Source organism: Pseudoxanthomonas sp. LjRoot206 (genome assembly GCF_056175725.1).
The window spans coordinates 752,819-775,352 of record NZ_JBGFFI010000001.1; the positions used below are offsets into that span (position 1 = coordinate 752,819).

General features: G+C 66.3%; 21 protein-coding genes. 9 read left to right on the plus strand and 12 right to left on the minus strand.

Annotated elements, in window-relative coordinates; genetic code table 11:
* Nucleotides 1-40: 40 nt before the first annotated feature.
* The 4 genes from AC04MD_RS03805 to AC04MD_RS03820 are packed head-to-tail and all read right to left on the minus strand — an operon-like array spanning nt 41 to nt 2,537.
* Nucleotides 41-1,039: an ABC transporter permease gene (locus AC04MD_RS03805; protein ID WP_475495986.1), complete on the minus strand. Its 999-nt coding sequence runs from the start codon at nt 1,037-1,039 to the stop codon at nt 41-43.
* Nucleotides 1,036-1,911, minus strand: coding sequence for an ABC transporter ATP-binding protein (locus AC04MD_RS03810; protein ID WP_475495987.1), 876 nt, complete (start codon nt 1,909-1,911; stop codon nt 1,036-1,038). Before AC04MD_RS03810 ends, AC04MD_RS03805 begins: the two co-directional genes overlap by 4 nt.
* Entirely contained in the window at nt 1,911-2,273 is a 363-nt protein-coding gene (locus AC04MD_RS03815; protein WP_475495988.1) for a GntR family transcriptional regulator, read from the minus strand. The genes AC04MD_RS03810 and AC04MD_RS03815 overlap by 1 nt, the downstream gene beginning before the upstream one ends.
* Nucleotides 2,274-2,276: 3 nt before the next feature.
* Nucleotides 2,277-2,537, minus strand: a complete 261-nt coding sequence (locus AC04MD_RS03820; protein WP_475495989.1) for a hypothetical protein — start codon at nt 2,535-2,537, stop codon at nt 2,277-2,279.
* A gap of 135 nt (nt 2,538-2,672) precedes the next feature.
* Here AC04MD_RS03820 and AC04MD_RS03825 point away from each other — a divergent pair, with 135 nt between their 5' ends.
* The 6 genes from AC04MD_RS03825 to AC04MD_RS03850 all read left to right on the plus strand — a co-directional run bounded on the left by AC04MD_RS03825 (nt 2,673) and on the right by AC04MD_RS03850 (nt 7,252).
* Nucleotides 2,673-3,236, plus strand: a complete 564-nt coding sequence (locus tag AC04MD_RS03825) for a glutathione peroxidase (protein WP_475495990.1) — start codon at nt 2,673-2,675, stop codon at nt 3,234-3,236.
* Between the two features lie 79 nt (nt 3,237-3,315).
* Nucleotides 3,316-4,251: an FKBP-type peptidyl-prolyl cis-trans isomerase N-terminal domain-containing protein gene (locus AC04MD_RS03830; RefSeq protein WP_475495991.1), complete on the plus strand. Its 936-nt coding sequence runs from the start codon at nt 3,316-3,318 to the stop codon at nt 4,249-4,251.
* Between the two features lie 40 nt (nt 4,252-4,291).
* Nucleotides 4,292-5,644: a UDP-glucose dehydrogenase family protein gene (locus AC04MD_RS03835; protein ID WP_475495992.1), complete on the plus strand. Its 1,353-nt coding sequence runs from the start codon at nt 4,292-4,294 to the stop codon at nt 5,642-5,644.
* The gene (locus tag AC04MD_RS03840; RefSeq protein WP_475495993.1) at nt 5,634-5,870 is read left to right on the plus strand and encodes a SlyX family protein; all 237 of its coding nucleotides are present in this window, start codon (nt 5,634-5,636) and stop codon (nt 5,868-5,870) included. Before AC04MD_RS03835 ends, AC04MD_RS03840 begins: the two co-directional genes overlap by 11 nt.
* Nucleotides 5,871-5,906: 36 nt before the next feature.
* Entirely contained in the window at nt 5,907-6,536 is a 630-nt protein-coding gene (locus tag AC04MD_RS03845; protein ID WP_475495994.1) for a DUF2058 domain-containing protein, read from the plus strand.
* Nucleotides 6,533-7,252 carry an alpha/beta fold hydrolase gene (locus AC04MD_RS03850; protein ID WP_475495995.1) on the plus strand — a complete coding sequence of 240 codons (720 nt, stop codon included), beginning with the start codon at nt 6,533-6,535 and terminating at the stop codon, nt 7,250-7,252. Before AC04MD_RS03845 ends, AC04MD_RS03850 begins: the two co-directional genes overlap by 4 nt.
* Here AC04MD_RS03850 and AC04MD_RS03855 read toward each other — a convergent pair.
* The 5 genes from AC04MD_RS03855 to AC04MD_RS03875 are packed head-to-tail and all read right to left on the minus strand — an operon-like array spanning nt 7,249 to nt 13,868.
* A complete protein-coding gene (locus AC04MD_RS03855) occupies nt 7,249-8,439 on the minus strand; it encodes an MFS transporter (RefSeq protein WP_475495996.1) in 1,191 nt (396 codons plus the stop codon). The genes AC04MD_RS03850 and AC04MD_RS03855 overlap by 4 nt on opposite strands.
* A gap of 10 nt (nt 8,440-8,449) precedes the next feature.
* Nucleotides 8,450-9,154 carry a hypothetical protein gene (locus AC04MD_RS03860; RefSeq protein WP_475495997.1) on the minus strand — a complete coding sequence of 235 codons (705 nt, stop codon included), beginning with the start codon at nt 9,152-9,154 and terminating at the stop codon, nt 8,450-8,452.
* An 18-nt stretch (nt 9,155-9,172) separates the two neighbouring features.
* On the minus strand, nt 9,173-11,860 hold the full coding sequence (metH, locus tag AC04MD_RS03865; RefSeq protein WP_475495998.1) for a methionine synthase: 2,688 nt from the start codon (nt 11,858-11,860) through the stop codon (nt 9,173-9,175).
* Nucleotides 11,857-12,942 carry a homocysteine S-methyltransferase family protein gene (locus AC04MD_RS03870; RefSeq protein ID WP_475495999.1) on the minus strand — a complete coding sequence of 362 codons (1,086 nt, stop codon included), beginning with the start codon at nt 12,940-12,942 and terminating at the stop codon, nt 11,857-11,859. Before AC04MD_RS03870 ends, metH begins: the two co-directional genes overlap by 4 nt.
* Nucleotides 12,939-13,868, minus strand: a complete 930-nt coding sequence (locus tag AC04MD_RS03875; protein ID WP_475496000.1) for an ArsR/SmtB family transcription factor — start codon at nt 13,866-13,868, stop codon at nt 12,939-12,941. The genes AC04MD_RS03870 and AC04MD_RS03875 overlap by 4 nt, the downstream gene beginning before the upstream one ends.
* A gap of 124 nt (nt 13,869-13,992) precedes the next feature.
* On the opposite strand from AC04MD_RS03875, the gene AC04MD_RS03880 reads away from it, so the two are divergent.
* Together AC04MD_RS03880 and AC04MD_RS03885 are read left to right on the plus strand one after the other, a co-directional pair.
* Nucleotides 13,993-15,141 carry an acyl-CoA dehydrogenase family protein gene (locus AC04MD_RS03880; protein ID WP_475496001.1) on the plus strand — a complete coding sequence of 383 codons (1,149 nt, stop codon included), beginning with the start codon at nt 13,993-13,995 and terminating at the stop codon, nt 15,139-15,141.
* 176 nt (nt 15,142-15,317) lie between these two features.
* Nucleotides 15,318-17,192 carry a DUF885 domain-containing protein gene (locus AC04MD_RS03885; RefSeq protein WP_475496002.1) on the plus strand — a complete coding sequence of 625 codons (1,875 nt, stop codon included), beginning with the start codon at nt 15,318-15,320 and terminating at the stop codon, nt 17,190-17,192.
* A gap of 57 nt (nt 17,193-17,249) precedes the next feature.
* On the opposite strand, the gene AC04MD_RS03890 is transcribed toward AC04MD_RS03885, so the two are convergent.
* Entirely contained in the window at nt 17,250-18,152 is a 903-nt protein-coding gene (locus AC04MD_RS03890; protein WP_475496003.1) for an SDR family oxidoreductase, read from the minus strand.
* A gap of 127 nt (nt 18,153-18,279) precedes the next feature.
* On the opposite strand from AC04MD_RS03890, the gene AC04MD_RS03895 reads away from it, so the two are divergent.
* Nucleotides 18,280-18,663: a winged helix-turn-helix transcriptional regulator gene (locus AC04MD_RS03895; protein WP_475496004.1), complete on the plus strand. Its 384-nt coding sequence runs from the start codon at nt 18,280-18,282 to the stop codon at nt 18,661-18,663.
* Nucleotides 18,664-18,684: 21 nt separating this feature from the next.
* Here the strand turns inward: AC04MD_RS03895 and AC04MD_RS03900 are convergent, their stop codons facing one another.
* Entirely contained in the window at nt 18,685-19,209 is a 525-nt protein-coding gene (locus tag AC04MD_RS03900; RefSeq protein ID WP_475496005.1) for a hypothetical protein, read from the minus strand.
* Nucleotides 19,210-19,333: 124 nt separating this feature from the next.
* Entirely contained in the window at nt 19,334-22,522 is a 3,189-nt protein-coding gene (locus tag AC04MD_RS03905; RefSeq protein ID WP_475496006.1) for an efflux RND transporter permease subunit, read from the minus strand.
* Between the last annotated feature and the right edge of the window lie 12 nt (nt 22,523-22,534).

A 22,534-nucleotide genomic window follows, 5' to 3' on the forward strand; every position in this document is an offset into this window, starting at 1 on the left:
AGGCGGGCCGGTGGCGGCCCGCCTGGAAGGTTTCGCGTGCTTATTCGCTCTCGCGCCAGCGGCGCAGATAGATCGCACCGACGATCAGGGCCACGCCGATCGCCGCACCGATCCACAGGTCGGCGGTGGCGAAGGCCTGCCAGCTGCGGGTCAGGTCGATCGCGTTGGCCAGGTCGTCGGGCGTGTTGAAGTTGGCGTGGGGATTGGTCGCGCCGCCTTCCAGCGTCGGGAACCATGCGCCTGGGATGACGCTCGCCAGGCCGCGGTAGACCACCGTGTACCAGATCAGGTCATGGCGGATCTGCAGGCCGGGCAGGATGTCGGTCATGCTGATGATCACGCAGGCCAGCACCGGCACCAGCACCGCCCACAGGAACGGCTTGCTGCGCGACCAGGCGGAGCAGAACATCAGCCAGCCCACCGCCGGCAGCGCCCACAGCATGTACACGGGCAGCGACGAGATGACTCCGCCGATGATGCGCAGCGGATGCGAGTGGGTGAACACGGCACTCCCCACCGGCAGTCCGTTGACGGAGACCGTCAGCGCGAAGATCAGCCACATCGCCACGCCGATCACGATGCCGACGGCCACCGCCAGCAACGGGGCCAGCACCAGCGCCCAGGCCAGCTTGGACAGCACCATGTGGGTGTCGGAAACGGGCAGGGACTTCCAGAACAGGACGCTGCGGTCCCGGCGATCGTCGTACAGGGTGCCCAGGGCATAGAAGAAGACGACAAAGGCCAGTACCACGCAGGCCAGGATGACGCCACCGAGCAACATGCCGTCGCCGATGCCGCCGACGATCTGGTGTGCCTTTTCCGGCGCTTCCTCGATGCTGAAGCCGTCGCCGTTCAGCTGGCCGCGGGCGGAAATGCTGCCGATCACGGCCAGGATCAGGTTCAGCACTAGGAAGATGCCGCCGGTGATCACGGGAGCCCAGAAGAAGCCGCCGCGGTTCTCCCAGAACTCGCGCTTCAGCAGCCACGTGAACGCGCCCGGCTTGGAGGATTTGCCCAATGTCGAAGTCACGGCGTTCATGCGTAGGTTCCTTTCATGATGGCGACGAACAGGTCGGCCAGGCCTGGGGTGCGGGTTTCGCCGAGGGCGGCGAGGTGTCCTTTCGGTACGCCGTCGAACAGCAGCACGGTCTTGCCGAAGGGCAGGGCGCGCTCGTCGATGGGCTTGAGGGCGCGGGCCTGTTCGACAGCATCGCCGCTGACCAGCACTTCGGTGTAGCGCTCCGCGACTTCTTCCATCTGCGAGGTCAGCACGATCTTGCCGTCGCGGATGAACATCACGTCGGTGAGGATGTGCTCGATCTCCTCCACCTGGTGGGTGGTGACGATGATGGTCTTCTGCTCGTCGAAGTAGTCCTCCAGCAGGCGCTGGTAGAACTGCTTGCGGTAGAGGATGTCCAGGCCGAGCGTGGGCTCGTCCAGCACCAGCAGCTTGGCGTCGATCGCCATCACCAGCGCCAGGTGCAGCTGCACGATCATGCCTTTGGACATCTCGCGCACGCGCAGGTTGGGCTTGAGCTGGGTATTGGCGATGAAGCGTTCGCACTTGGCGCGGTCGAAGCGCGGGTGCACGCCGGCGACGAAGTCGATGGCTTCCTTCACCTTCATCCAGCGCGGCAGCACGGCGACGTCGGCGATGAAGCAGACATCCTTCATCAGCTCGTCGCGGTCTTTGCGCGGATCCAGGCCCAGCACCTTCAGCTGGCCCTCGAACGGCGTCAGCCCGAGGATGGCTTTGAGAGCGGTGGTCTTGCCGGCCCCGTTCGGGCCGATCAGGCCGATGATCTTGCCCGCTTCGATCTCGAAGCTGGTGTTGTCCAGCGCAAGCTTGTTCTTGTAGGCCTTGCGCAGGCCGTGGGCCGACACCACGGCGTTGGCGATTGCAGCATTCATCACTTGGTCCCCTTGGATTGCAGCAACTCTTCGATGGACAGGCCCAGGCGCTCGATGCGCTCGGCGACCGCGGGCCACTCCTCGGTCAGGAACCGTTCGCGCTCGCTGCCGCGCAGCTTCCGGGCGGCTTCGTCGGTGACGAACATGCCCAGGCCGCGGCGCTTCTCGACCAGGGCTTCATCCGCCAGCTCCTGGTAGGCACGCGAAACGGTAATCGGATTGAGCTGGTACTCGGCCGCCACCTGGCGGACCGACGGCAGCGCGTCGCCCGGCTTCAGGATGCCGTCCAGCATCATGGCGATCACGCGGTCCTTCAGCTGACGGTAGATGGGAGCACCGTCGCTCCATTGGATGGGCGCCATGGGTCAGCTCCTCGGACGCAGCGATTGGCCGAACGAGAAGTACGGCATGGCCAGGGACGCCCGCGCCCGACGCTTGTGCTGGGTAGGGTCCGGGGTGCTGTCGTCGCCGGCGATCTCGCGGACATCGGATTCCAGCGCGCCCACCAGCGTCGCGGGGTCCACCTCGGACGTGCGGGCGCCGGACATGGCCGCCAGGGCGCCCGCTGCCAGCAGCAGGCCGCCGACGGCCAGGCTGGGCAGGGTGTGGGTCAGTTTCTGGTTCATGACATCTCCCCGTGAGTTGGGTGAGTGGTGTTGTATTCAACTATAACACCAAAACACGGGCCGTCAACTGCCCCGCAAGGTTTTGTCACCCAACTGAAGGCATACTTGTCATGTTCGCACTAGTGGGGTCGCAGGATGAATCTCAAGTCATTGAAAATATTGGCATTAGCTGGCCTGCTGGGCGCCTCCGCGGCGGTCACGGCGGCGGGTCTGCTGGACGTCAGCTACCGTCCGCTGGCGGGCAAGGCGCCGGTGAACCTGAAGAAGACGTATGCGGGGCAGGTGCTGCTGGTGGTGAATACGGCCAGTAAATGCGGTTACACCCCGCAGTACGAAGGGCTCGAGTCGCTGCACCAGCGCTACGCGCCGCAAGGTTTCGCGGTACTCGGCTTCCCCTCCAACGACTTCAAGGGCCAGGAGCCGGGCAGCGAGAAGGAGATCCAGGAGTTCTGCACGCTGACCTATGGCGTGAAGTTCCCGATGTTCGAGAAGGTGGTGGTCACCGGCGACAACGCGACGCCGCTGTACAAGTCGCTCGCGCAGACGACGGGCACCGCGCCGGGCTGGAACTTCCACAAATACCTGATCGGTCGCGATGGCCGCGTGGTCGCGAACTTCCCCAGCAAGGTCAAGCCCGACGATCCGGCGGTGATCGAGGCGATCGAGCGCGAACTGAAGAAGCCGCGCGCCGCGCGCTGATGCAATGACCCCGCAGGTGGCCGGCGTGCCACAATATCGGTTTGGCGCCATCGCGGCGCAGGTTCCAGGAGCAGGAAGGATGAAGCGGTCGGTCCGCGGCGCAGCCGTGTTGTTGGCAATCTCGTTTTCAATGTTCGGAGGCAGCGTGTCTGCACAGGATAAAACCGCGCTGACCACCGAGCGCGACAAGGTCAGCTACGCCATCGGCGTGGACGTGGGCAATTCGCTGCAGCCGGTCGGTCCCTTCATGGACATGGCGGCCTTCCAGAAGGCCATCGTCGATACCTTCGCCGGCAAGCCGAAGGCGATGACCGAGCAGGAAGCGCAGGCCACCGACCAGTTGCTGCGCGTCAACCTGGCGGTCGCCGACGGCCAGCCGATCCCAGGCATGCCGCCGGGCACCACGCCGCCGCCGGTCGACAAGACCAAGGTGGGCGTGTTCCTGGGCACCTACGTGATCGGCCCCTCGCTGCTGCCGTTCAAGGACGAGGTCGATCCTGCGGTGCTGACCCAGGCCGTGAAGGCCATCGCCGCCAAGAGCGGTACGCCTCTGCTGACGGTCGAGCAGGCGCAAGCCGAGCTGCAGGCGTACATGGCGAAGCGCCAGGCGACGGCGGGTCAGCGCAACCGTGACGAGGGTGCGAAGTTCCTCGCCGCGAACAAGGTCAAGCCGGGCGTGATCACCACCGCCTCCGGCCTGCAGTACCAGGTGCTGCGTCCGGGCAACGGCCAGCGTCCGATGTCCAGCAGCCGCGTGCGCGTCAACTACGAAGGCAAGCTGCTGTCCGGCGAGGTGTTCGACAGTTCCTATGCGCGCGGCGAACCGGCTGAGTTCGGCCTGAACCAGGTGATCGCTGGCTGGACCGAAGGCGTTGCGCTGATGCCGGTCGGTGCGAAGTACCGCTTCTGGATTCCCTCCAACCTTGCCTACGGCCCGAATGGTGCGCCCGGCGGCAAGATCGGTCCCGACGCGACGCTCACGTTCGACGTGGAATTGATGGGCGTTCTGCAATAAATCGCTGCTCCAATCGGTCATCCCACGAGGAAGCTCCCGAATGCGTGTAGCGATTTTCGGCACCGGCTATGTCGGTCTCGTCACGGGTACCTGTCTGGCCGACGTCGGCCATGACGTGATGTGCATCGACATCGATCCTGCCAAGGTCGAGGGTCTGAACAACGGCATCGTGCCGATCTACGAACCCGGCCTGTCACCGATGGTGAAGGCCAACCATGCGGCCGGTCGCCTGCGCTTCACGACCGATGCCGCACAGGCGATCGCCCACGGCGAGATCATCTTCATCGCCGTGGGCACGCCCCCCGACGAGGACGGCAGCGCCGACCTGCAGTACGTGCTGGCGGTGGCCCGCACGATCGGTCGCAATCTGCAGCGCCCCTGCACGGTGGTCAACAAGTCCACCGTGCCGGTCGGCACCGCGGACAAGGTGCGCGCCGCGATCGAGGCGGAGCTGGTCGAGCGTGGCGCCGACGTCGCATTCGACGTCGTGTCCAATCCCGAGTTCCTGAAGGAAGGCGATGCGGTCAACGACTGCATGCGTCCCGACCGCATCGTCGTGGGTGCGTCCAGCCCGCAGGCGGTGGACAAGCTGCGTCGGCTGTATGCGCCGTTCAACCGCAACCACGAGCGCATCGTGGTGATGGACGTGCGTTCGGCCGAGCTGACCAAGTACGCCGCCAACGCGATGCTGGCCGCGAAGATCAGTTTCATGAACGAGATCGCGAACATCGCCGAGCGCGTCGGTGCGGACGTGGAGCAGGTGCGCCAGGGGATCGGTTCGGACCCGCGCATCGGCTGGCATTTCATCTATCCCGGCGCCGGCTATGGCGGCTCCTGCTTCCCGAAGGATGTGCAGGCGCTGGCCCGCACCGCGCAGCAGCATGGCTACGTGCCGGAGCTGCTGCAGGCGGTGGAGTCGGTCAACGAGCGCCAGAAGGGCCATCTGTTCGAACTGATCCAGCGCCACTACGACCGTGGCGACGATGAAGGCGTGCGCGGCAAGACGTTCGCGGTGTGGGGCTTGTCGTTCAAGCCCAATACCGACGACATGCGCGCGGCGAGCAGTCGGCGTTTGCTGGCGGAGCTGTGGGAGGCGGGTGCCAAGGTGCAGGCCTACGATCCGGAGGCGCGCGACGAGGCGGCCAGGATCTTCGGCGAGCGCGAGGACCTGGTGCTGTGCGACGACGCACGTGCCGCGACCGATGGCGCCGACGCGCTGGTGGTGGTGACGGAGTGGAAGCAGTTCCGCAGCCCGGATTTCGCGCGGCTGCAGGAGACGCTCGGCGATGCGGTGATCTTCGATGGCCGCAACCTGTACGACCCGGGCGACGTCGAGGCCGCCGGCCTCGCTTATTACGGCATCGGGCGCGGGAGGTCCGTACGTGCAAACTGATCTGCCGTTGTCCGGCGACACCCTCGAACGCCGCCTGGTCGAACTGGAGACCCGACTGGCGTTCCAGGAGCATTCGCTCAACGAGATGAGCGAAGCCCTGGCCGACGCGCGCGCGGAGAACCAGCGCACGGCGCTGCTGCTGCGTAGCATGGTCGAGGAACTCGGCAAGGTGCGGACCTCGTTGTTCGACGACCCCGCCAGCGAACCGCCGCCGCCGCATTATTGATACGCTTGCGGGACAGCAGTCCCCGTTGAAAGACCGATGACCGATTCACTCCGTGACCAGCTGCTGGGCTTGGGCTTCAAGCCCGCGCCCAAGCCCGAGCGCAAACCCGAACGCCGCCCCGATCCTCGCCGTGAAGCCCACAAGCCGGCGGGCAAGGGTGGCGCGCATCCGAAGCCGGGGCAGGGCGGCAAGCCGCGCCCGCCGCAGGGCAACGCCAGGCCGAAGCCCAAGCGCAGCCAGGAAGACATCGACCTGGCCAAGGCCTATGCCATCCGCGCCCAGCGCGAGAAGGACGAGCGCATCGAGGCCGAGCGCGTGAAGCAGGAAGAGGCGCGCGTGCGCCGCGAGGCCAAGGCGAAGCTCGAGGCCTTCCTCACCGACAAGTCGCTCAACCAGGCCGACGCCGACATCGCGCGGCATTTCCCGTATGGCGGCAAGATCAAGCGCATCTACGTCAACGCCGAGCAGCTGAAGGCGCTGAATGCCGGGGAGCTCGGCGTCGTGCAGCAGAACGGACGCTACCTGCTGGTGACGGCGGCGGTGCTCGCCGAGGCGGAATCCATCTTCGCCCCGGCCGTCGCGCTGAAGGTCGATCCGGATGCGCCGGCGGAGAACGATCCCTACGCCGATCCCCAATACCAGGTGCCCGACGACCTGGTGTGGTGACGACCGCCGACCGGCCGCGGCTCTGCCTGTTGCCGGGCCTGGACGGGACCGGACGCCTCTACACGCCACTGGCGAACGCGCTGGCGGACATCGCCGACGTCGACGTGCTGTCCTACGACGGGACGCGGTTCCATGGTTATGCGTCGCTGGCCGACGCGCTTGCGCCGGCGCTGCCGCTACATGATGACGTCGTACTCGTCGCGGAATCCTTCGCAGGGCCGCTGGCCGTGTTGCTCGCATATCGCCATCCGGAGCGCATTCGTGCACTGGTGATGGCGGCGAGCTTCGTCCGTGCGCCACTGCCCTTCAGCGGGGTCGGGGCGACGCTCCTGCAGCGAGTCCCGATGGTCGCGCTCCCGCTGTTCGCACTGGAGCGCCTGCTCGCAGGCAGCGGTTTGCCACCACCGCTGCGCGCCGAATTCGAGGCGATCGTGGCCAGTATTCCGCTTCAGGTGCTGCGGCAGCGTGCCTTGGCTGCGCTGCGCGTGGATGTCACTGAAGAACTGGCGGCGCTGGAAATACCGTTGCTCTATCTGCGGGCCAGGCACGACAGATTGATCTGGCCGCAGGCGGCCCGTGAGGTCATGCGGCTAGCACGCAATGCGCGCCACGCGGTGATCGATGCGCCTCATTTCCTGTTCCAGATGGCGCCGGCGGCAGGTGCCGCCGAAATACGGACCCTGCTGGACACGCTGTACGGGACCCCGCCGGGCTAGCGGGACGCCGGCTTCCGTACCAGCCACCGCCACACGATGACGGCGGCCACCAGCGCGATGGCCGACGAGCAGAGGAAGGCGGCTTCTCCGCCGAACCGCCACAACTGGCCCGCCAGCAACGCCCCGCATACGCCACCGACGCCCGACGACAGCCCGTAGAAGACGCCCTGGCCGTGTCCGTTCATCCGGCCCGGGAAGAAGCGCACCAGCAACTGCATGGCGGCCGCGAAGAAGGCGCCGAAGTTCAGCGCATGCGTCAGTTGCGCGACCACCATCACCGGCGTGTTGTCGGGGAACAGCGCGGTGACCAGCCAGCGCAAGGAGGCGCTGAGCAACGCCACCATCAGCACCCGACTGGCGTCCCAGCGTCGGAAGATGCGGCTGGACAGGAAGAACACGCCGATTTCCGCCAGCACGCCCACCGTCCACAGCACACCCTGCGTCGCGGTCGGGTAGCCGCGCTCGGACAGGTAGATCGAGAAGAACGTGTAGAAGGGCCCGAACGAGACCTGGGTCAGGAAGGCGGCGACGAAGAAGGCGATCACCTGCGGCTGCCGCAGCCGGGTACGGACGCTGTCGTCGGCATCGTGCGCCTGCGGGCTGGGATCGTGCGCGTAGCGGTTGAGCAGCGCCGACCCCAGCACGCCCGCCAGTACCGGCAGCATCAGCCACGGCAGCGCGCCGACACCGAGCCGCCGTTCGTCGATCAGCCAGCCGAACGAGGCGACCACGACGATGAAGCCGATCGACCCCCACACGCGGATCAGGCCGTAGCGGTCGCTGCGCGCACCGAGGTGCGACATCGTGATCGATTCGAACTGCGGCATCACCGCGTTGTAGGTGAAGCAGAAGCCCAGCATCACGGCGAACAGGCCGGCATGCTCCAGCGGCAGCAGGAACAGCGCGAAGCAGCCCAGCGCCAGCGCGCAGCCCGCGTGCAGCCAGCGGATCGGACGCGCGGAGCGCGCCGCCATCGTGGTCCACAGGCTGGGCGATACGATGCGGGTGGCGTACCACAGGCTCATCAGCACGCTGATGGCGGTCACGCCCAGGCCGCGCGATTCGAGGTACAGGCTCCAGTAGGGCGTGAACGCACCCAGTACGGCGTAGTAGAAGCAATAGAAGCTCGAAAGACGAGCCGCGGGGTAGGTGCGGGTTGCCGATCCGTCTGTCTGCAACGGGCTCATGGCCAAACGGTCACAGCAGTTCGTCGACGGGCGTGCGCATGAGTTCGCTTGCCTCGTGTGCAAAGCGACGCAGGCTGGAAATGCCCAAGTCACGGATCAGCGAGTGGGTCTGGTGCGGCAGGACCGAATCGTAGATGTCCTGCGGCGCAATGTTCTTGCCATGCACGCCGGGGATGAACTCCACACCTGCCACCGCGTAGCAGTGCTGCACCATCGCCGAGCAGTACAGCGCGCCCTCCCTGGCCAGCAGGTTGTCCCGCTTGCGCAGCCGGGTACTGTGCATGGCGAACAACGTACCCACCAGCTCGCTCAACGAGTAACTCGACAGGCCGGACAACAGGTCCAGCCCGGCAACCTGTACCTGCTTCACCTGGGTGGCATCCAGGCCGAAGTCCAGGATGGCCAGATTCGGGAAGGCTTCGTCATCGAAGTAGCGGTCGGCGCGGTTCTCCTGCACGCCCAGGCGGATCTGCCGGTACCGCAGGTCCAGGTCCGATTCCAGCACCCACCAGTGGCCGTCGATGCGCTTTTCGCTGAACAGGAAGGCATGCGACCACAGGCTGCGGTGGCCATCGTTGGTCAGCGGTGCCTGCGCCTTGCGGATGGCCTTGGTGATCCAGTCGCGTCCCCCGCACAGGCCGACACGTCCCGGCGCGGCGTGCTTGCGGATGAAGGATGCGTTGGCGGAGTGCGCCAGGTGTTCAACGACATCCATGCGTGCGGCTCACTGGCGTCATTCCGGATCGTAGTCGAGATTGGATGCCAGCCAGCGTTCGACCTGCGCCAGTTCCACGCCCTTGCGCTTCGCGTAGTCCGACGCCTGCTCCTTGGAGACGCGGCCGACCACGAAGTATTGGCTCTGCGGATGACTGAAGTAGTAGCCGGACACCGCCGCGGTCGGCAGCATCGCGAAGCTTTCCGTCAGCGACATGCCGGCGTTGCGGCCGGCATCGAGCAGGCGGAACAGCGTGGCCTTCTCGCTGTGCTCGGGGCAGGCAGGGTAACCGGGTGCGGGACGGATGCCGACGTAGCGCTCGGCGATCAGCGCCTCGTTGTCCAGCGACTCCTCCGGCATGTAGCCCCAGAACTCCTTGCGCACGCGCTGGTGCAGGCGTTCGGCCAGCGCCTCGGCCAGGCGGTCGGCCAGCGCCTTCAGCAGGATGGCGTTGTAGTCGTCGTGGTCGGCCTCGAAGCGCGCCACGTGCGCGTCGATGCCGATGCCGGCGGTGACCGCGAACATGCCCATCCAGTCCTGCTGGCCGGAGTCTTTCGGTGCGATGAAGTCGGCCAGGCAGAAGTCCGGCCGTTCGACCGGCTTGTCGACCTGCTGGCGCAGGAAGTGCAGGCGCTCACTGCGGCCCTCGACCTGCAGTTCGACGTCGTCGCCAATGCTGTTGGCCATCCACAGGCCGAACACCGCTTTCGCGGTCAGCCACCGCTCGTCGACGATCTTGGCCAGCATCGCCCGCGCGTCGCGATAGAGCTCGCTGGCCTGGGGACCGACGACCTCGTCGGTCAGGATCGCCGGGTATTTTCCGAACAGTTCCCAGGCATTGAAGAACGGCGTCCAGTCGATGCAGTCCACCAGTTCGCCGAGCGGGTAGTCGTCGAACACATGCAGGCCCGGCTGGCGCGGGACGGGCGGCGTGTAGTCGGCCCACCCTCCGTCGAACCGCTGGCCGCGCGCCTTCTCCAGCGACACCAGTCGCTTGGCGTCGCCACGGTTCCTGTGGCGCTCGCGGATCTCGGCGTAGTCGGCATCGTTGGCGGCGACGAACGCCTCGCGCATGTCGCGCGAAATCAGCGACTGGGCGACGCCGACGGCGCGCGAGGCATCCTTCACCCACACGGTCGGGGCGGTGTAGTGGGGATCGATCTTCAGCGCGGTGTGCGCGCGCGAGGTGGTCGCGCCGCCGATCAGCAATGGCATCTCGAAGCCCTGGCGCTGCATCTCGCGGGCGACGTGGGTCATCTCTTCCAGCGACGGCGTGATCAGTCCCGACAGGCCGATCAGGTCGGCGTTCTCGGCGCGCGCCGTGTCCAGGATCTTCTGCGTCGGCACCATCACGCCCAAGTCCACGACGTCGAAGTTGTTGCAGGCGAGCACCACGCCGACGATGTTCTTGCCGATGTCGTGCACGTCGCCCTTGACCGTGGCCATGACGATCTTGCCGTTCGACTTGGCGACATCGCCGGTCCGCAGCTTTTCCTCCTCGATGAAGGGCAGCAGGTAGGCCACGGCCTTCTTCATCACGCGCGCGGACTTCACCACCTGCGGCAGGAACATCTTGCCGGCGCCGAACAGGTCGCCGACCACGTTCATGCCATCCATCAGCGGGCCTTCGATCACGTCCAGCGGACGCGTGGCCTGCGTGCGGGCCTCTTCGGTGTCCTGGTCGACGAAGGCATCGATGCCGTGCACCAGCGCATGCGCCAGGCGTTCGCGCACCGGCTTGTCGCGCCACGCCAGATTCTCGACCGGCGCTTCGCCCTTCTTGCCCTTGTAGCGGTCGGCGATCTCCAGCAGCCGCTCGGTGGAATCCTTGCGGCGGTTGAGGATGACGTCCTCCACGCGCTCGCGCAGGTCGGCATCGAGGTCGTCGTAGACCGGCATGCCACCGGCGTTGACGATGCCCATGTCCATGCCCGCCTGGATGGCGTGGTACAGGAACACGGAATGGATCGCCGCGCGGACGGGTTCGTTGCCGCGGAACGAGAACGACACGTTCGAGACGCCGCCCGACACATGGCAGTGCGGCAGCGTCTGCTTGATGATGCGGGTCGCCTCGATGAAATCGACGGCGTAGTTGTCGTGCTCCTCGATGCCGGTGGCGACGGCGAAGATGTTGGGGTCGAAGATGATGTCTTCCGGCGGGAAGCCGACCTCTTCGGTCAGGATGCGGTAGGCGCGGGTGCAGATCTCGACCTTGCGTGCGCACGTGTCGGCCTGGCCGGTCTCGTCGAACGCCATGACCACGGCCGCCGCGCCATAGCGGAGTACCTTGCGTGCGTGGTCGATGAAGGCTTCTTCGCCTTCCTTCAGCGAGATCGAGTTGACCACGCCCTTGCCCTGCAGGCATTTCAGGCCGGCTTCGATCACGCTCCACTTCGACGAGTCGACCATCACCGGGATGCGGGCGATGTCCGGTTCCGACGCGATCAGGTTGAGGAAGCGGTCCATCGCCTTCTCGGAATCGATCAGGCCTTCGTCCATGTTGACGTCGAGGATCTGCGCGCCGCTGGCGACCTGTTGGCGCGCGACCTCGACGGCTTCCTCGTAGCGCTCTTCCTTGATCAGCTTGCGGAACTGCGCGCTGCCGGTGACGTTGGTGCGCTCGCCGACGTTGACGAACAGCAGGTCCGGCGTGATGACCAGCGGCTCCAGGCCGGACAGGCGGGTATGGCGCGTGGGCGTGCTCATGCGGCCTGCTCCAGGCGGCTGGGCAGCCTGCGCGGCGGGATGCCCGCGACCGCGTCGGCGATCGCCCTGATGTGCGGGGGCGTGGTACCGCAGCATCCACCGACCAGGTTCAGCAGGCCGGACTGCGCGAACTCCTTCAGCGTGGCGGCCATCTCTTCGGGTGTCTCGTCGTATTCGCCGAACGCGTTGGGCAGTCCCGCGTTGGGATGCGCGCTGACATAGGCGTCGGCGACCGTCGCCAGCGTCTCCACGTGCTCGCGCAGGTCCTTCGCGCCCAGCGCGCAGTTCAGGCCGATCGACAGCGGCCGGCTGTGAGCCACCGAGGTGTAGAACGCTTCGGCCGTCTGCCCGGACAGCGTACGGCCGGAGGCATCGGTGATCGTGCCGGAGATCATCACCGGCAGGCGGCCACCGCGGGCATCGAAGACCTCCTCGATCGCGTACAGCGCTGCCTTGGCGTTGAGCGTGTCGAAGATGGTTTCCACCATCAGGGTGTCGGCGCCTCCATCGATGAGGCCCTCGATGGCCTCCCGGTACGTGGCTCGCAATTCATCGAAGTTGGTGTTGCGGAAGCCCGGATCGTTGACGTCGGGGCTGATCGAGGCAGTGCGGCTGGTCGGGCCGAGCACGCCGATGACGAAGCGCGGCTTGTCGGGCGTCTTCGCTTCGGCGATGTCGCAGCAGTCGCGCGCGACGCGTGCGCCGGCCTTGTTCAGTTCGTAGACCAGGTGCTCGAGGTGGTAGTCCGCCTGGCTGATCGAGGTCGCGTTGAACGTGTTGGTTTCGACCAGGTCCGCACCGGCTTCCAGATAAGCCGTATGCACACCCGCGATGACCTCGGGTTTGGTCAGCAGCAACAGATCGTTGTTGCCCTTCAGGTCGTGATCGCAGCCGGGGCCGTGCTCATGGGGATGGTCGACGTCGCAGCCGTCGGCGAAGCGTTGGCCGCGATAGTCCGCTTCCTGCAGCCCGTGCTTCTGGATCATCGTCCCCATGGCGCCGTCGATGATCAGGATGCGTTGCTCCAGCGCCTCGGCGAGCAACTTGGCGCGCGCAGGGTTGAGCCAGGGGAGCGTCTTCATGGCTTCACCGCCGTCAGGGACAGGACTTCGAAATGGGGAGGGCGGCGTTCGCGGGTGACCGTTTCGGCATTGGCGATCTCCAGTCCCGCCTTCTCGGCGAACTTGCGCAGTTCCTTCTCCGAGAAGCCGAGGTTCACGTGGCCATAGGCGTCCACGACCGACTTGTGTTCGTGCTTGCCGAGGCTGCTGAGCAGCAGGCGACCGCCCCGGCGCAGGACGCGCGCGGCCTCGGCGACGGCCTGGGCCGGTTTGGCGGAATAGGTGAGCGCATGCATCAGCACGACCAGGTCGAAGCTGCCGTCTTTGAAGGGCAACGCGTGCATGTCGCCTTCGCGGACTTCCACGTTGGGGAAACGGCGCAGGCGCTCACCAGCGGCCGCGACCACGCGCGTGCTGGTGTCGATGCAGACGTAGCGCTTCGAGTGCGGCGAGAGCAGTTCGGCGAGCACGCCGTCGCCGGAGGCGATGTCCAGGACGTCGCCGGTCTCCAGGAGGGGCAGGGCGGTGCGTGCCAGTGCTTCCCACGTGCGGCCGGGGGAGTAATGGCGCTCCATGTCGCCGGCCACGCTGTCAGCCCAGTTCTGATCGGCCGCCCGGTTGGCCAGCACGCCGGCGACACGCTCGGCGTCCTGGCGCAGCAGCGGATCGTCGCTGCCGTCGCGCAGGCTGCGCCACAGCTCGCGCTGTACCGTGTCCAGGTTGTCCTCGTCGAAGCGGTAGTACGCCGACACCCCCGAGCGCCGGTCACGGGCCAGGCCGGCCTCCTTGAGCTTGGCCAGATGCGTGGACACGCGGGGCTGCGCCAGCTGGGTGATGGCCGACAGCTCGGCGACCGTCAGCTCCTCGCGCGCCAGCAGCGCCAGCAGGCGCACGCGGGTGGCGTCGGCGAACACTTTCAGCCGGGTCGACCAGGCCTCCAGATCCATAAATATCTTCCTATCGCGATATAGAGATATTTTGAGCGGGGGCGCGCCCGCGGTCAACCCATGGCATACGCCCACGGATGGTCGCGGGTTACAATTGGTATCTAACCGTTGTCGAGGGGTACCCGTGGATTTCGCATTCACCGAAGAGCAGTTGATGATCCAGGACGTCGCGCGCCGGATCGCCCAGGAAAAGATCGGCCCCAGCGCCGAGCACCATGACCGGACCGGCGAATTCCCGCTGGAGAACATCCGCCTGCTGGGCGAGAACGGGCTGATGGGCATCGAGGTGCCGGCCGAGTACGGCGGCGCCGGCATGGACCCGATCGCCTACGTGCTGGCGATGATCGAGATCGCAGCGGCCGACGCGGCCCACTCGACGATCGTGTCGGTGAACAACTCGCTGTTCTGCAACGGCATCCTGAAGTTCGGCACCGAAGAGCAGAAACAGACCTACGTGCGCGCCATCGCCGAGGGACGCGAAATCGGCGCCTTCGCGCTGACCGAGCCGCAGTCCGGCTCCGACGCCACCGCGATGCGCTGCCGCGCCGTGAAGCAGGCCGACGGCAGCTTCGTCATCAACGGCAAGAAGAGCTGGATCACTTCCGGCCCGGTCGCCAAATACATCGTGCTGTTCGCGATGAGCGAGCCGGACAAGGGCGCGCGCGGCATCACCGCCTTCATGATCGACACCGAGAAGGCCGGTTTCCACCGCGGCAAGACCGAACCGAAGCTGGGCATCCGCGCCTCGGCCACCTGCGAGATCGAGTTCACCGATTACGTGGCGCCCGCCGAAGACGTGCTGGGCAGCGAGGGTGAGGGCTTCAAGATCGCCATGAGCGTGCTGGACGCCGGCCGCATCGGCATCGCCTCGCAGGCCATCGGCATCGCCCGCGCCGCCTACGAGGCCACCATCGCCTACGTGAAGGAACGCAAGGCCTTCGGCGCGCCGATCGGCACGTTCCAGATGACGCAGGCCAAGATCGCCGACATGAAGTGCAAGCTGGACGCGGCCACGCTGCTGACCCTGCGTGCCGCGTGGGTGAAGGGCCAGGACCAGCGCTTCAGCACCGAAGCGGCCATCGCCAAGCTGACGGCCTCGGAAGCGGCCATGTGGATCACCCACCAGGCGCTGCAGATCCATGGCGGCATGGGCTACTCGAAGGAAATGCCGATCGAGCGTTACTTCCGCGACGCCAAGATCACCGAGATCTACGAGGGCACCAGCGAGATCCAGCGCCTGGTCATCGCCCGCAACGAAACCGGCCTGCGCTGAGCACGGTCCGGCATGAAGGCGCCGCCCCGCCGGGGTGGCGCCTTTTTCGTGCCCGACATTCCGTGAACCCGTTGGTGGGATGACCCCCCTCTTTGGTCATGGGACGGGGCTCGACGGGCTCCGCTACAGTGTCCCGATGCGGAGGTGCGTCCTCCGTTTCCCTCCTGGAGACCCCGATGCGCAAGACCCTGATCGCCTGTTCCCTCGCACTGGCCCTGACCGCCTGCGACCGCGCCGCCACGCCGGACGCCGGCACCGCGGCACCGGCGGTCGCCGCCGCCTCGGCGGCCGACATCGCGGCCGAGAGCAAGCGGCTGAACGAGTGGTTCGAGAAGAAGTACGAGGAGCAGCTGAAGTTCAGCCCGATCCAGCTGACCTTCCAGGGCCGCAAGGACCTGTACGACCAGGTCGACGACATGTCCGAGCAGGCCACACGCGACCAGGTCGCGTGGCAGAAGGCCAGCGTTGAGGAGATGGAGAAGTCGTTCGACTACGCCAAGCTCGACGACGAGGCCAAGTTCTCCTTCGACCTGTGGAAGCTGCAGTACGAGAACGCGCGCGACGGCCTGCCGTTCCTGCAGGACGGTTACGCCTTCGACCAGATGAACGGCGCCCAGGGTTTCTGGCCGACCTTCCTGATCAGCTTCCACAAGGTCGACGAGGAATCCGACTACACCGCCTACATCGCGCGCCTGAAGGCGACCCAGCGTGCGTTCGACCAGTTGCTGGAACGCGCCCGCGCCTCGGCCGGGCAGGGCATCCGCCCGCCTAAGTTCGCCTATGAGGGCGTGATCGACCAGGCGAAGAAGGTCATCGCCGGCGCTCCGTTCTCCGCCGGCAAGGATTCGGCGATCTGGGCCGACGCGCAGGCCAAGGCCGATGCGCTGGTCAAGGCCGGCAAGATCGACGCCGCCCGCGCCACGGCGCTGAAAGACGAGGCGCGCAAGGCGCTGCTGGAGCAGTTCAAGCCGGCCTACGACGGCGTGATCGCGTGGAGCGAGGAAGAACTGCCGAAGGCCGCCGTCGATGCCACCGGCGTGGGCACCACGCATCCGAACGGCAAGGCGTACTACGAGTACCAGCTGCGGCAGATGACGACCACCGGCATGACCGCCGAGGAGATCCATGCGCTGGGCCTGAAGGAAGTCGAGCGCATCAAGGGCGAGATGACCGCGCTGAAGGACAAGGTCGGCTTCAAGGGCGACCTGGATGCGTTCTTCGCCTTCATCGATACCGACAAGCAGTTCAAGTACCCCAACACCGACGCCGGCCGCCAGGCCTACATCGACGACGCCACCGCCGCCATCGACAATATCAAGAAGGTGCTGCCGGAGTACTTCGGCCTGCTGCCGAAGGCGGACCTGGTGGTCAAGCGCGTCGAACCGTTCCGCGAGCAGGACGGTGCCGCCCAGCACTACTACCCGGGCACGCCGGATGGTTCGCGTCCCGGCGTGTACTACGCGCATCTGTCCGACATGAACGCCATGCCGAAGACCGAGCTCGAAGTGATCGCGTATCACGAAGGCCTGCCGGGCCACCACATGCAGATCGCCATCGCGCAGGAGCTGACCGGCGTGCCGAAGTTCCGCACCCAGTACGGCGTGACCGCCTATGCGGAAGGCTGGGGCCTGTACTCGGAATGGCTGGCCAAGGAAATGCCGGGCACCTACAAGGACCCGTATTCGGAGTACGGCCGCCTGAGTTCGGAGATGTGGCGCGCGATCCGCCTGGTGGTCGACACCGGCCTGCATGCCAAGGGCTGGACCGAGAAGCAGGCGGTCGAGTACTTCGACGCCAACAGCGCAGTGCCGCGCGCCGCGATCGAGTCCGAGATCAAGCGCTATCTGATCATGCCGGGCCAGGCCACGGCCTACAAGATCGGCATGATCAAGATCCAGGACCTGCGCAAGAAGGCCGAGACGGAGCTGGGCGACACGTTCGACATCAAGGGTTTCCACGACACCGTGCTGGGCGGCGGCGCGTTGCCGCTGAACCTGCTGGAGCGTCGCGTCGACCAGTGGATCGCGAAGGAAAAGGCCAAGCAGGCCTGACCTCGACGAGGTGATACCGAGAACCCCGGCCTTGCGCCGGGGTTCTTGTTTCCGGCTTCAGTGCGGCTGGGTCAGCAGGGCGAGGTTCGCCGGCAGCCAGGCGTCGAGCGCGGTCGGCGGTTGGCCGGTGAGCTGGGCGTAGTCGTCCGTGACCTCACCGAGATCGCCAGCGGCAGTCGCGACATCGAACGATGCGAAGACGTCGGCGAGGACGAGCGGGAAGCCGTGCGCATGCAGGCGTTCGACCTGCTGCGCCGGCGTGATGTCGACCACGGACAGGGACTTGCCGGTCAGCGTGGCCACCCGTGCCGCGATGTCGCGGGCGGTGTACGCCTGCGTGCCGGTGAGGGTCAGGACGCGGTTCGTCGCGTCGTCGGAGGCGAGCGCGACAGCGGCGGCACGCGCCAGGTCGTCGCGGGCGATGTAGGCGATGCGGCCGTCGCCGGCCGAGGTTGCCCATTCGCCGGAAGCCAGCGCGCCGGGCAGCGTGTAGGCCAGGTTTTCGAAGTACCAAGCGTTGCGCAGCACCGTCCAGGTGAGCGGCGAGCTGGACAGCGCCTGCTCGGTGCCCCAGTGATCCGGTGCGAACGATACGTGCGACGCATCGGCTGACGGCAGCGAGGTGTAGACGACGTGCTTCACGCCTGCGTCAACCGCGGCCTGTACGGCGTCACGATGCTGGGCCAGGCGCTTGCCCGGTTCCATCAGCGCATCGGTGCTGACCAGCAGCAGGCGGTCGGCGCCAGCGAACGCCGCGGCCAGCGTGGCGGGCTGGTCGAAGTCCGCGCTACGGACCGTAACGCCACGGCTAGCGAGATCCGCCAGCGCATCGGGGTTACGGGTGGTAACGATGAGGCGTTCGGCCGGGACCTGCAGGGTGTCCAGCAGGTGGCGGACGATGGCGCCGCCGAGATGGCCGGACGCGCCGGTGACCAGCAGGGTGGGGGCGGGGGTGTTCATGGCGGCTCCTGGTTTGGTAACGGAAAGGATGTTGGTTACGCTATGGTAGTAATGGCTTTCGCCCCCACAAGCAGGGAGCGCGAAGTAACCCGGTTACCGCGCGGTAACCATGCCCTGGATGCCGACCATGACGCTGCACCGCCAATCGCTGATCCTCACCGAGAACTGCCCGATCCGTGACGTGCTGGACAGACTCGGCGACCGCTGGACCGTGCTGGTCCTGCACGAGCTGGCCGGCGGCACGCTGCGCTTCACCGAGGTACGCAGGCGCATCGCGGACATCTCGCCGCGGATGCTGGCGCAGACGCTGCGCCGGCTCGAGCAGGACGGACTGGTGCGGCGCGAGGTCTTCCCGACGGTACCGCCACGCGTGGACTACGCATTGACGGCCCTGGGTGCGTCGTTCTTCGAGCACATCGAGATGCTCGCGCAATGGGCATCCGACCATCACGACGAAGTACGGGCCGCACGCCAGGCCTACGTCGCGCCGGTGGCTAACGCGCCCCTCTAGTACCGGGCGAGTGGCACTTCATCAAGGCGACGGCACGCGGCACGTGTTGCCGCAGGGCAATAACGGCGGGCACGAGCCATCGGTGGCGGCGCACGCCTCGAACGGGGTGCCGTGGATGCCGGAGCGCGACACCGGTGTGATCTCCAGCCGCCACCGGACGTGGCCGTCGGGGTCGGGCACGATGTCGGCGCCCATCCAGGTGAGGTGCGCGGTGTCGTCCCACAACGATGGCTTCAACGGATGCGGCTCGGGAAGCGGTCCGCCTCCGTTGAAGCCCGAAATCGGTCTGATCAGATAGCCGAAGTGCTGCAGCTTGCGAGCGGGCATGCCTGAAACCTCCAGGTTCGCGAACTCGACGCCAGTGCAGGATCCGGAACCCAACTGGACCAGGTACAGGCGTGCCTTGAGAACGCCGGGAGATGGCGGCGATGTCCACATCGCGCCACGGTCCACGATGAACTCGTCAGAGGTGCTGATGCTGCATGCTCGCGCGGGGCAGGGCATTAGGACGACCATCGACAGCATCATCATCGCAAGCTTGTACATGGCAGTCCTTCGCCGGCCCGGAGTGCGGCGAGCATACACCTGCGTGGCGCCTTGCCCGCGAGAGCAAAAAAAGAAACCCCGGCAGCGCCGGGGTTTCTGATCTTGCGGGGTGTGTCGTTGACGGTCAGTGACCGACGACCGGCTCCGGTGGCCGTCCGTCGCCACCGTCGTGCTCCAGCGCATTCTCGCGGTCGCGATCACGCGCATGGTCGCGGGCCAGGTACAGGTAGAACGCCGGCAACACGAACAGCGTGAATAGCGTGCCGATGGTCATGCCCGAGGCGATCACCACGCCCATCGAAAAGCGCGATGCGGCGCCGGGGCCGCTGGCGATCAGCAGCGGGATCATCGCGAACACCAGCGCGGCGGTCGTCATCAGCACCGGACGCAGGCGGATCGCGGCGGCTTCCTCGATCGCGTCGCGCTTGGACAGGCCGCGTTCGATCTGCAGCTTGTTGGCGAACTCCACGATCAGGATGCCGTGCTTGGAAATCACGCCGACCAGCGTCACCAGGCCCACCTGCGTGTAGATGTTGATGCTCATGCCGGGGAAGGCCTCGATCTGCATCGCCATGCCGAGGACACCGCTGAGGATCGCCAGCACGTTGACCGTCAACAGCGCGCCGCAGATCGCCATCGGCACCGTCAGCAGCATGATCAGCGCGTCGCGGAAGCTCTCGAACTGCGCCGACAGCACCAGGAAGATCACAATCAGCGCCAGCGCCAGCGTCACCAGCATGGCGGCGCCTTCCTGCTTGAACTGCCGCGACTCGCCGGCGTAGTCGACCGAGTAGCCCTGCGGCAGTACCTCCTTCGCCGCCTGGTCGAGGATCGCGAGCGCGTCGCCCTTGCTCACGCCGGGTCGCGGCGCGAACATGATCGACACCGCGTTGAGCTGCTGGAACCGCTTCAGCGACTGCGGCTGCGCGCTTTCCTTCAGCGTCACCAGGGTCGACAGCGGGATCAGCTCGCCGTCGCGGGTGCGGGTGTAGTAGTTCTCCAGGTCGCTGGCATTGAGGCGGTCGCTGCGCTGCACCTGCGGAATCACCAGGTACGAGCGGTTCTGCATCGCGAAGCGGTTGGTATAGCCACCGGACAGCATCGCCGCCATGTCGGCGGCCAGCGTGCGCATGTCGATGCCCAGCGACGCCGCCTTCTCGCGGTCGATGTTGACCTCGATGCGCGGCTTGTCGATCTTCAGGTCCTTGTCGAGGAAGATGAAGCGCTTGCTCTCCATCGCCTTCATGACGATCTGTTCGGCCAGCTCGTTGAGCTGGGTCAGATCCCCGACGCCGCCGATGATGAATTCGCCACCGCCACCGTCGCCGCCCGCGCTGGGCAGCGAGGGCGGCACCAGCGCGAACACGTTGAGGCCGGTGACCTGGCTCATCTTCGGTTGCAGTTCCTTTTCCAGCACCGCTTTGGTGGAGCGCTCGCGCTCGCTCCAGGGCTTCAGCACGAAACCCGCCATCGCGCTGGGGCTGGCGCCACCACCGCTGCCACCGAAGCCGCCGTTGAACAGGAAGTAGTCCTGCACCTCGGGGACGCCCTTGGCGATCGACGTGACTTCCTCCGTGTAGCGCTCCACATAGTCGAGCGTGGAGTAGGGGTCGGCGCTGGCGACCGAGAAGATGAAGCCCTCGTCTTCCAGCGGCGCCGGCTCCTTGGGGGCCGTCATGTACAGGAACACGCAGGCGACCAGCACCAGGATGCCGAACACGCCGACGACGCCCTTGGTTTCCATGGTGCCGTGCAGGCGGCGCTGGTAGCCGGCGTTGAGCTTTTCGAAGCGCTCGTCCAGCCACTTCTCCAGCTTGCCCTTGCCGCCTTCGCCATGCGGCTTGAGGATCTTGGCGCACATCATCGGCGTCAGCGTCAGCGCGATGACACCCGACAGCAGCACCGAACCGGCCAGGGTGAAAGCGAACTCGGTGAACAGCACGCCGGTCATGCCGCCCTGGAAGCCGATGGGCAGGTAGACGGCCACCAGCGTGGTGGTCATCGCCACGACCGGCCAGGCCAGCTCGCGCGCGCCCTTGATCGCCGCTTCGTAGGGCGACATGCCTTCTTCGATATGCCGGTGGATGTTCTCCAGCACAATGATGGCGTCGTCGACCACGATGCCGATGGCGAGCACCATCGCCAGCAGCGTCAGCAGGTTGATGGTGAAGCCCATCAGCAGCATCAGGAACAGCGCGCCGACCAGCGACAGCGGTACCGTCACCGCCGGGATCAGCACGCTGCGCAGCGAGCCCAGGAACAGGAAGATCACCACGATCACGATGATCACGGCCTCGACGATCGTACTGACCACTTCGTCGATGGCATCCTGGATCTGCTCGGTGCTGTCGTAGGGGATCGTCGCCTTGATGCCTTCCGGCAGCTGCGGCACGATCTCGCCGTCCCACAGGATGCGTACGTTCTTGATGACGTCCAGCGAGTTCGCGTCCGGGGACACGAAGATGCCCATGAACGTGGCGGCCTCGCCGTTGATGCGGACCGAGGTGCCGTAGCTTTCCGAGCCCAGCTGCACGTCGGCGACGTCGCCGAGCCGCACGATGGCGCCGTTCTGCTCGCGGATGATCAGCTGGCGGAACTCGTCGGCGCTGCGCAGGTCGGTGCGCGCGGTCATGTCGATCGCGACCATCTGGCCCTTGGTCGAACCGACCGCGGCCAGCACGTTGTTGGACGACAGCGCCGTCGACACATCGCTGGCCGTGACCTGCAGGGCAGTCATGCGGTCAGGCTTCAGCCACACACGCATCGCGAACGTACCGGCGCCGAGGATATCGGCGCGCTGCACGCCTGCGACGGTGACCAGCTTGGGCTGGACCACGCGGGTCAGGTAGTCGGTGATCTGGTTGTTGTCCAGCGTCTCGCTGGCGAACGACACGTACATCGCCGCGATCTGCTGGCCCTGCTGCAGATCGATCACCGGGTCTTCCGACTCCGGCGGCAACTGCCCGCGCATCTTGTTGACCTTGGCAGCGATCTGGGTGAGCGCCTCGTTGGGGTCCTGGTCCAGCTTGATGTAGGCCTGGATGATGCTGACGCCGGCCGAGCTGGTCGAGCTGAGGTAATCGATGCCCTCGGCGCTGGCGACCTCACGCTCCAGCGGCGTGGTGATGAAGCCCTGGATCAGGTCGGCGTCCGCACCGTAGTACGTGGTGCTGATGTTGACCACGGCATTGCGCAGCTCGGGATACTGGCGCACGTTCAATTCGGTGAACGAGCGCAGGCCGAACAGCAGGATGAAGAGGCTGACGACGATCGCCAGCACCGGTTTGTTGACGAAGATGTCGGTGAATTTCATGCCGGCGCTCCG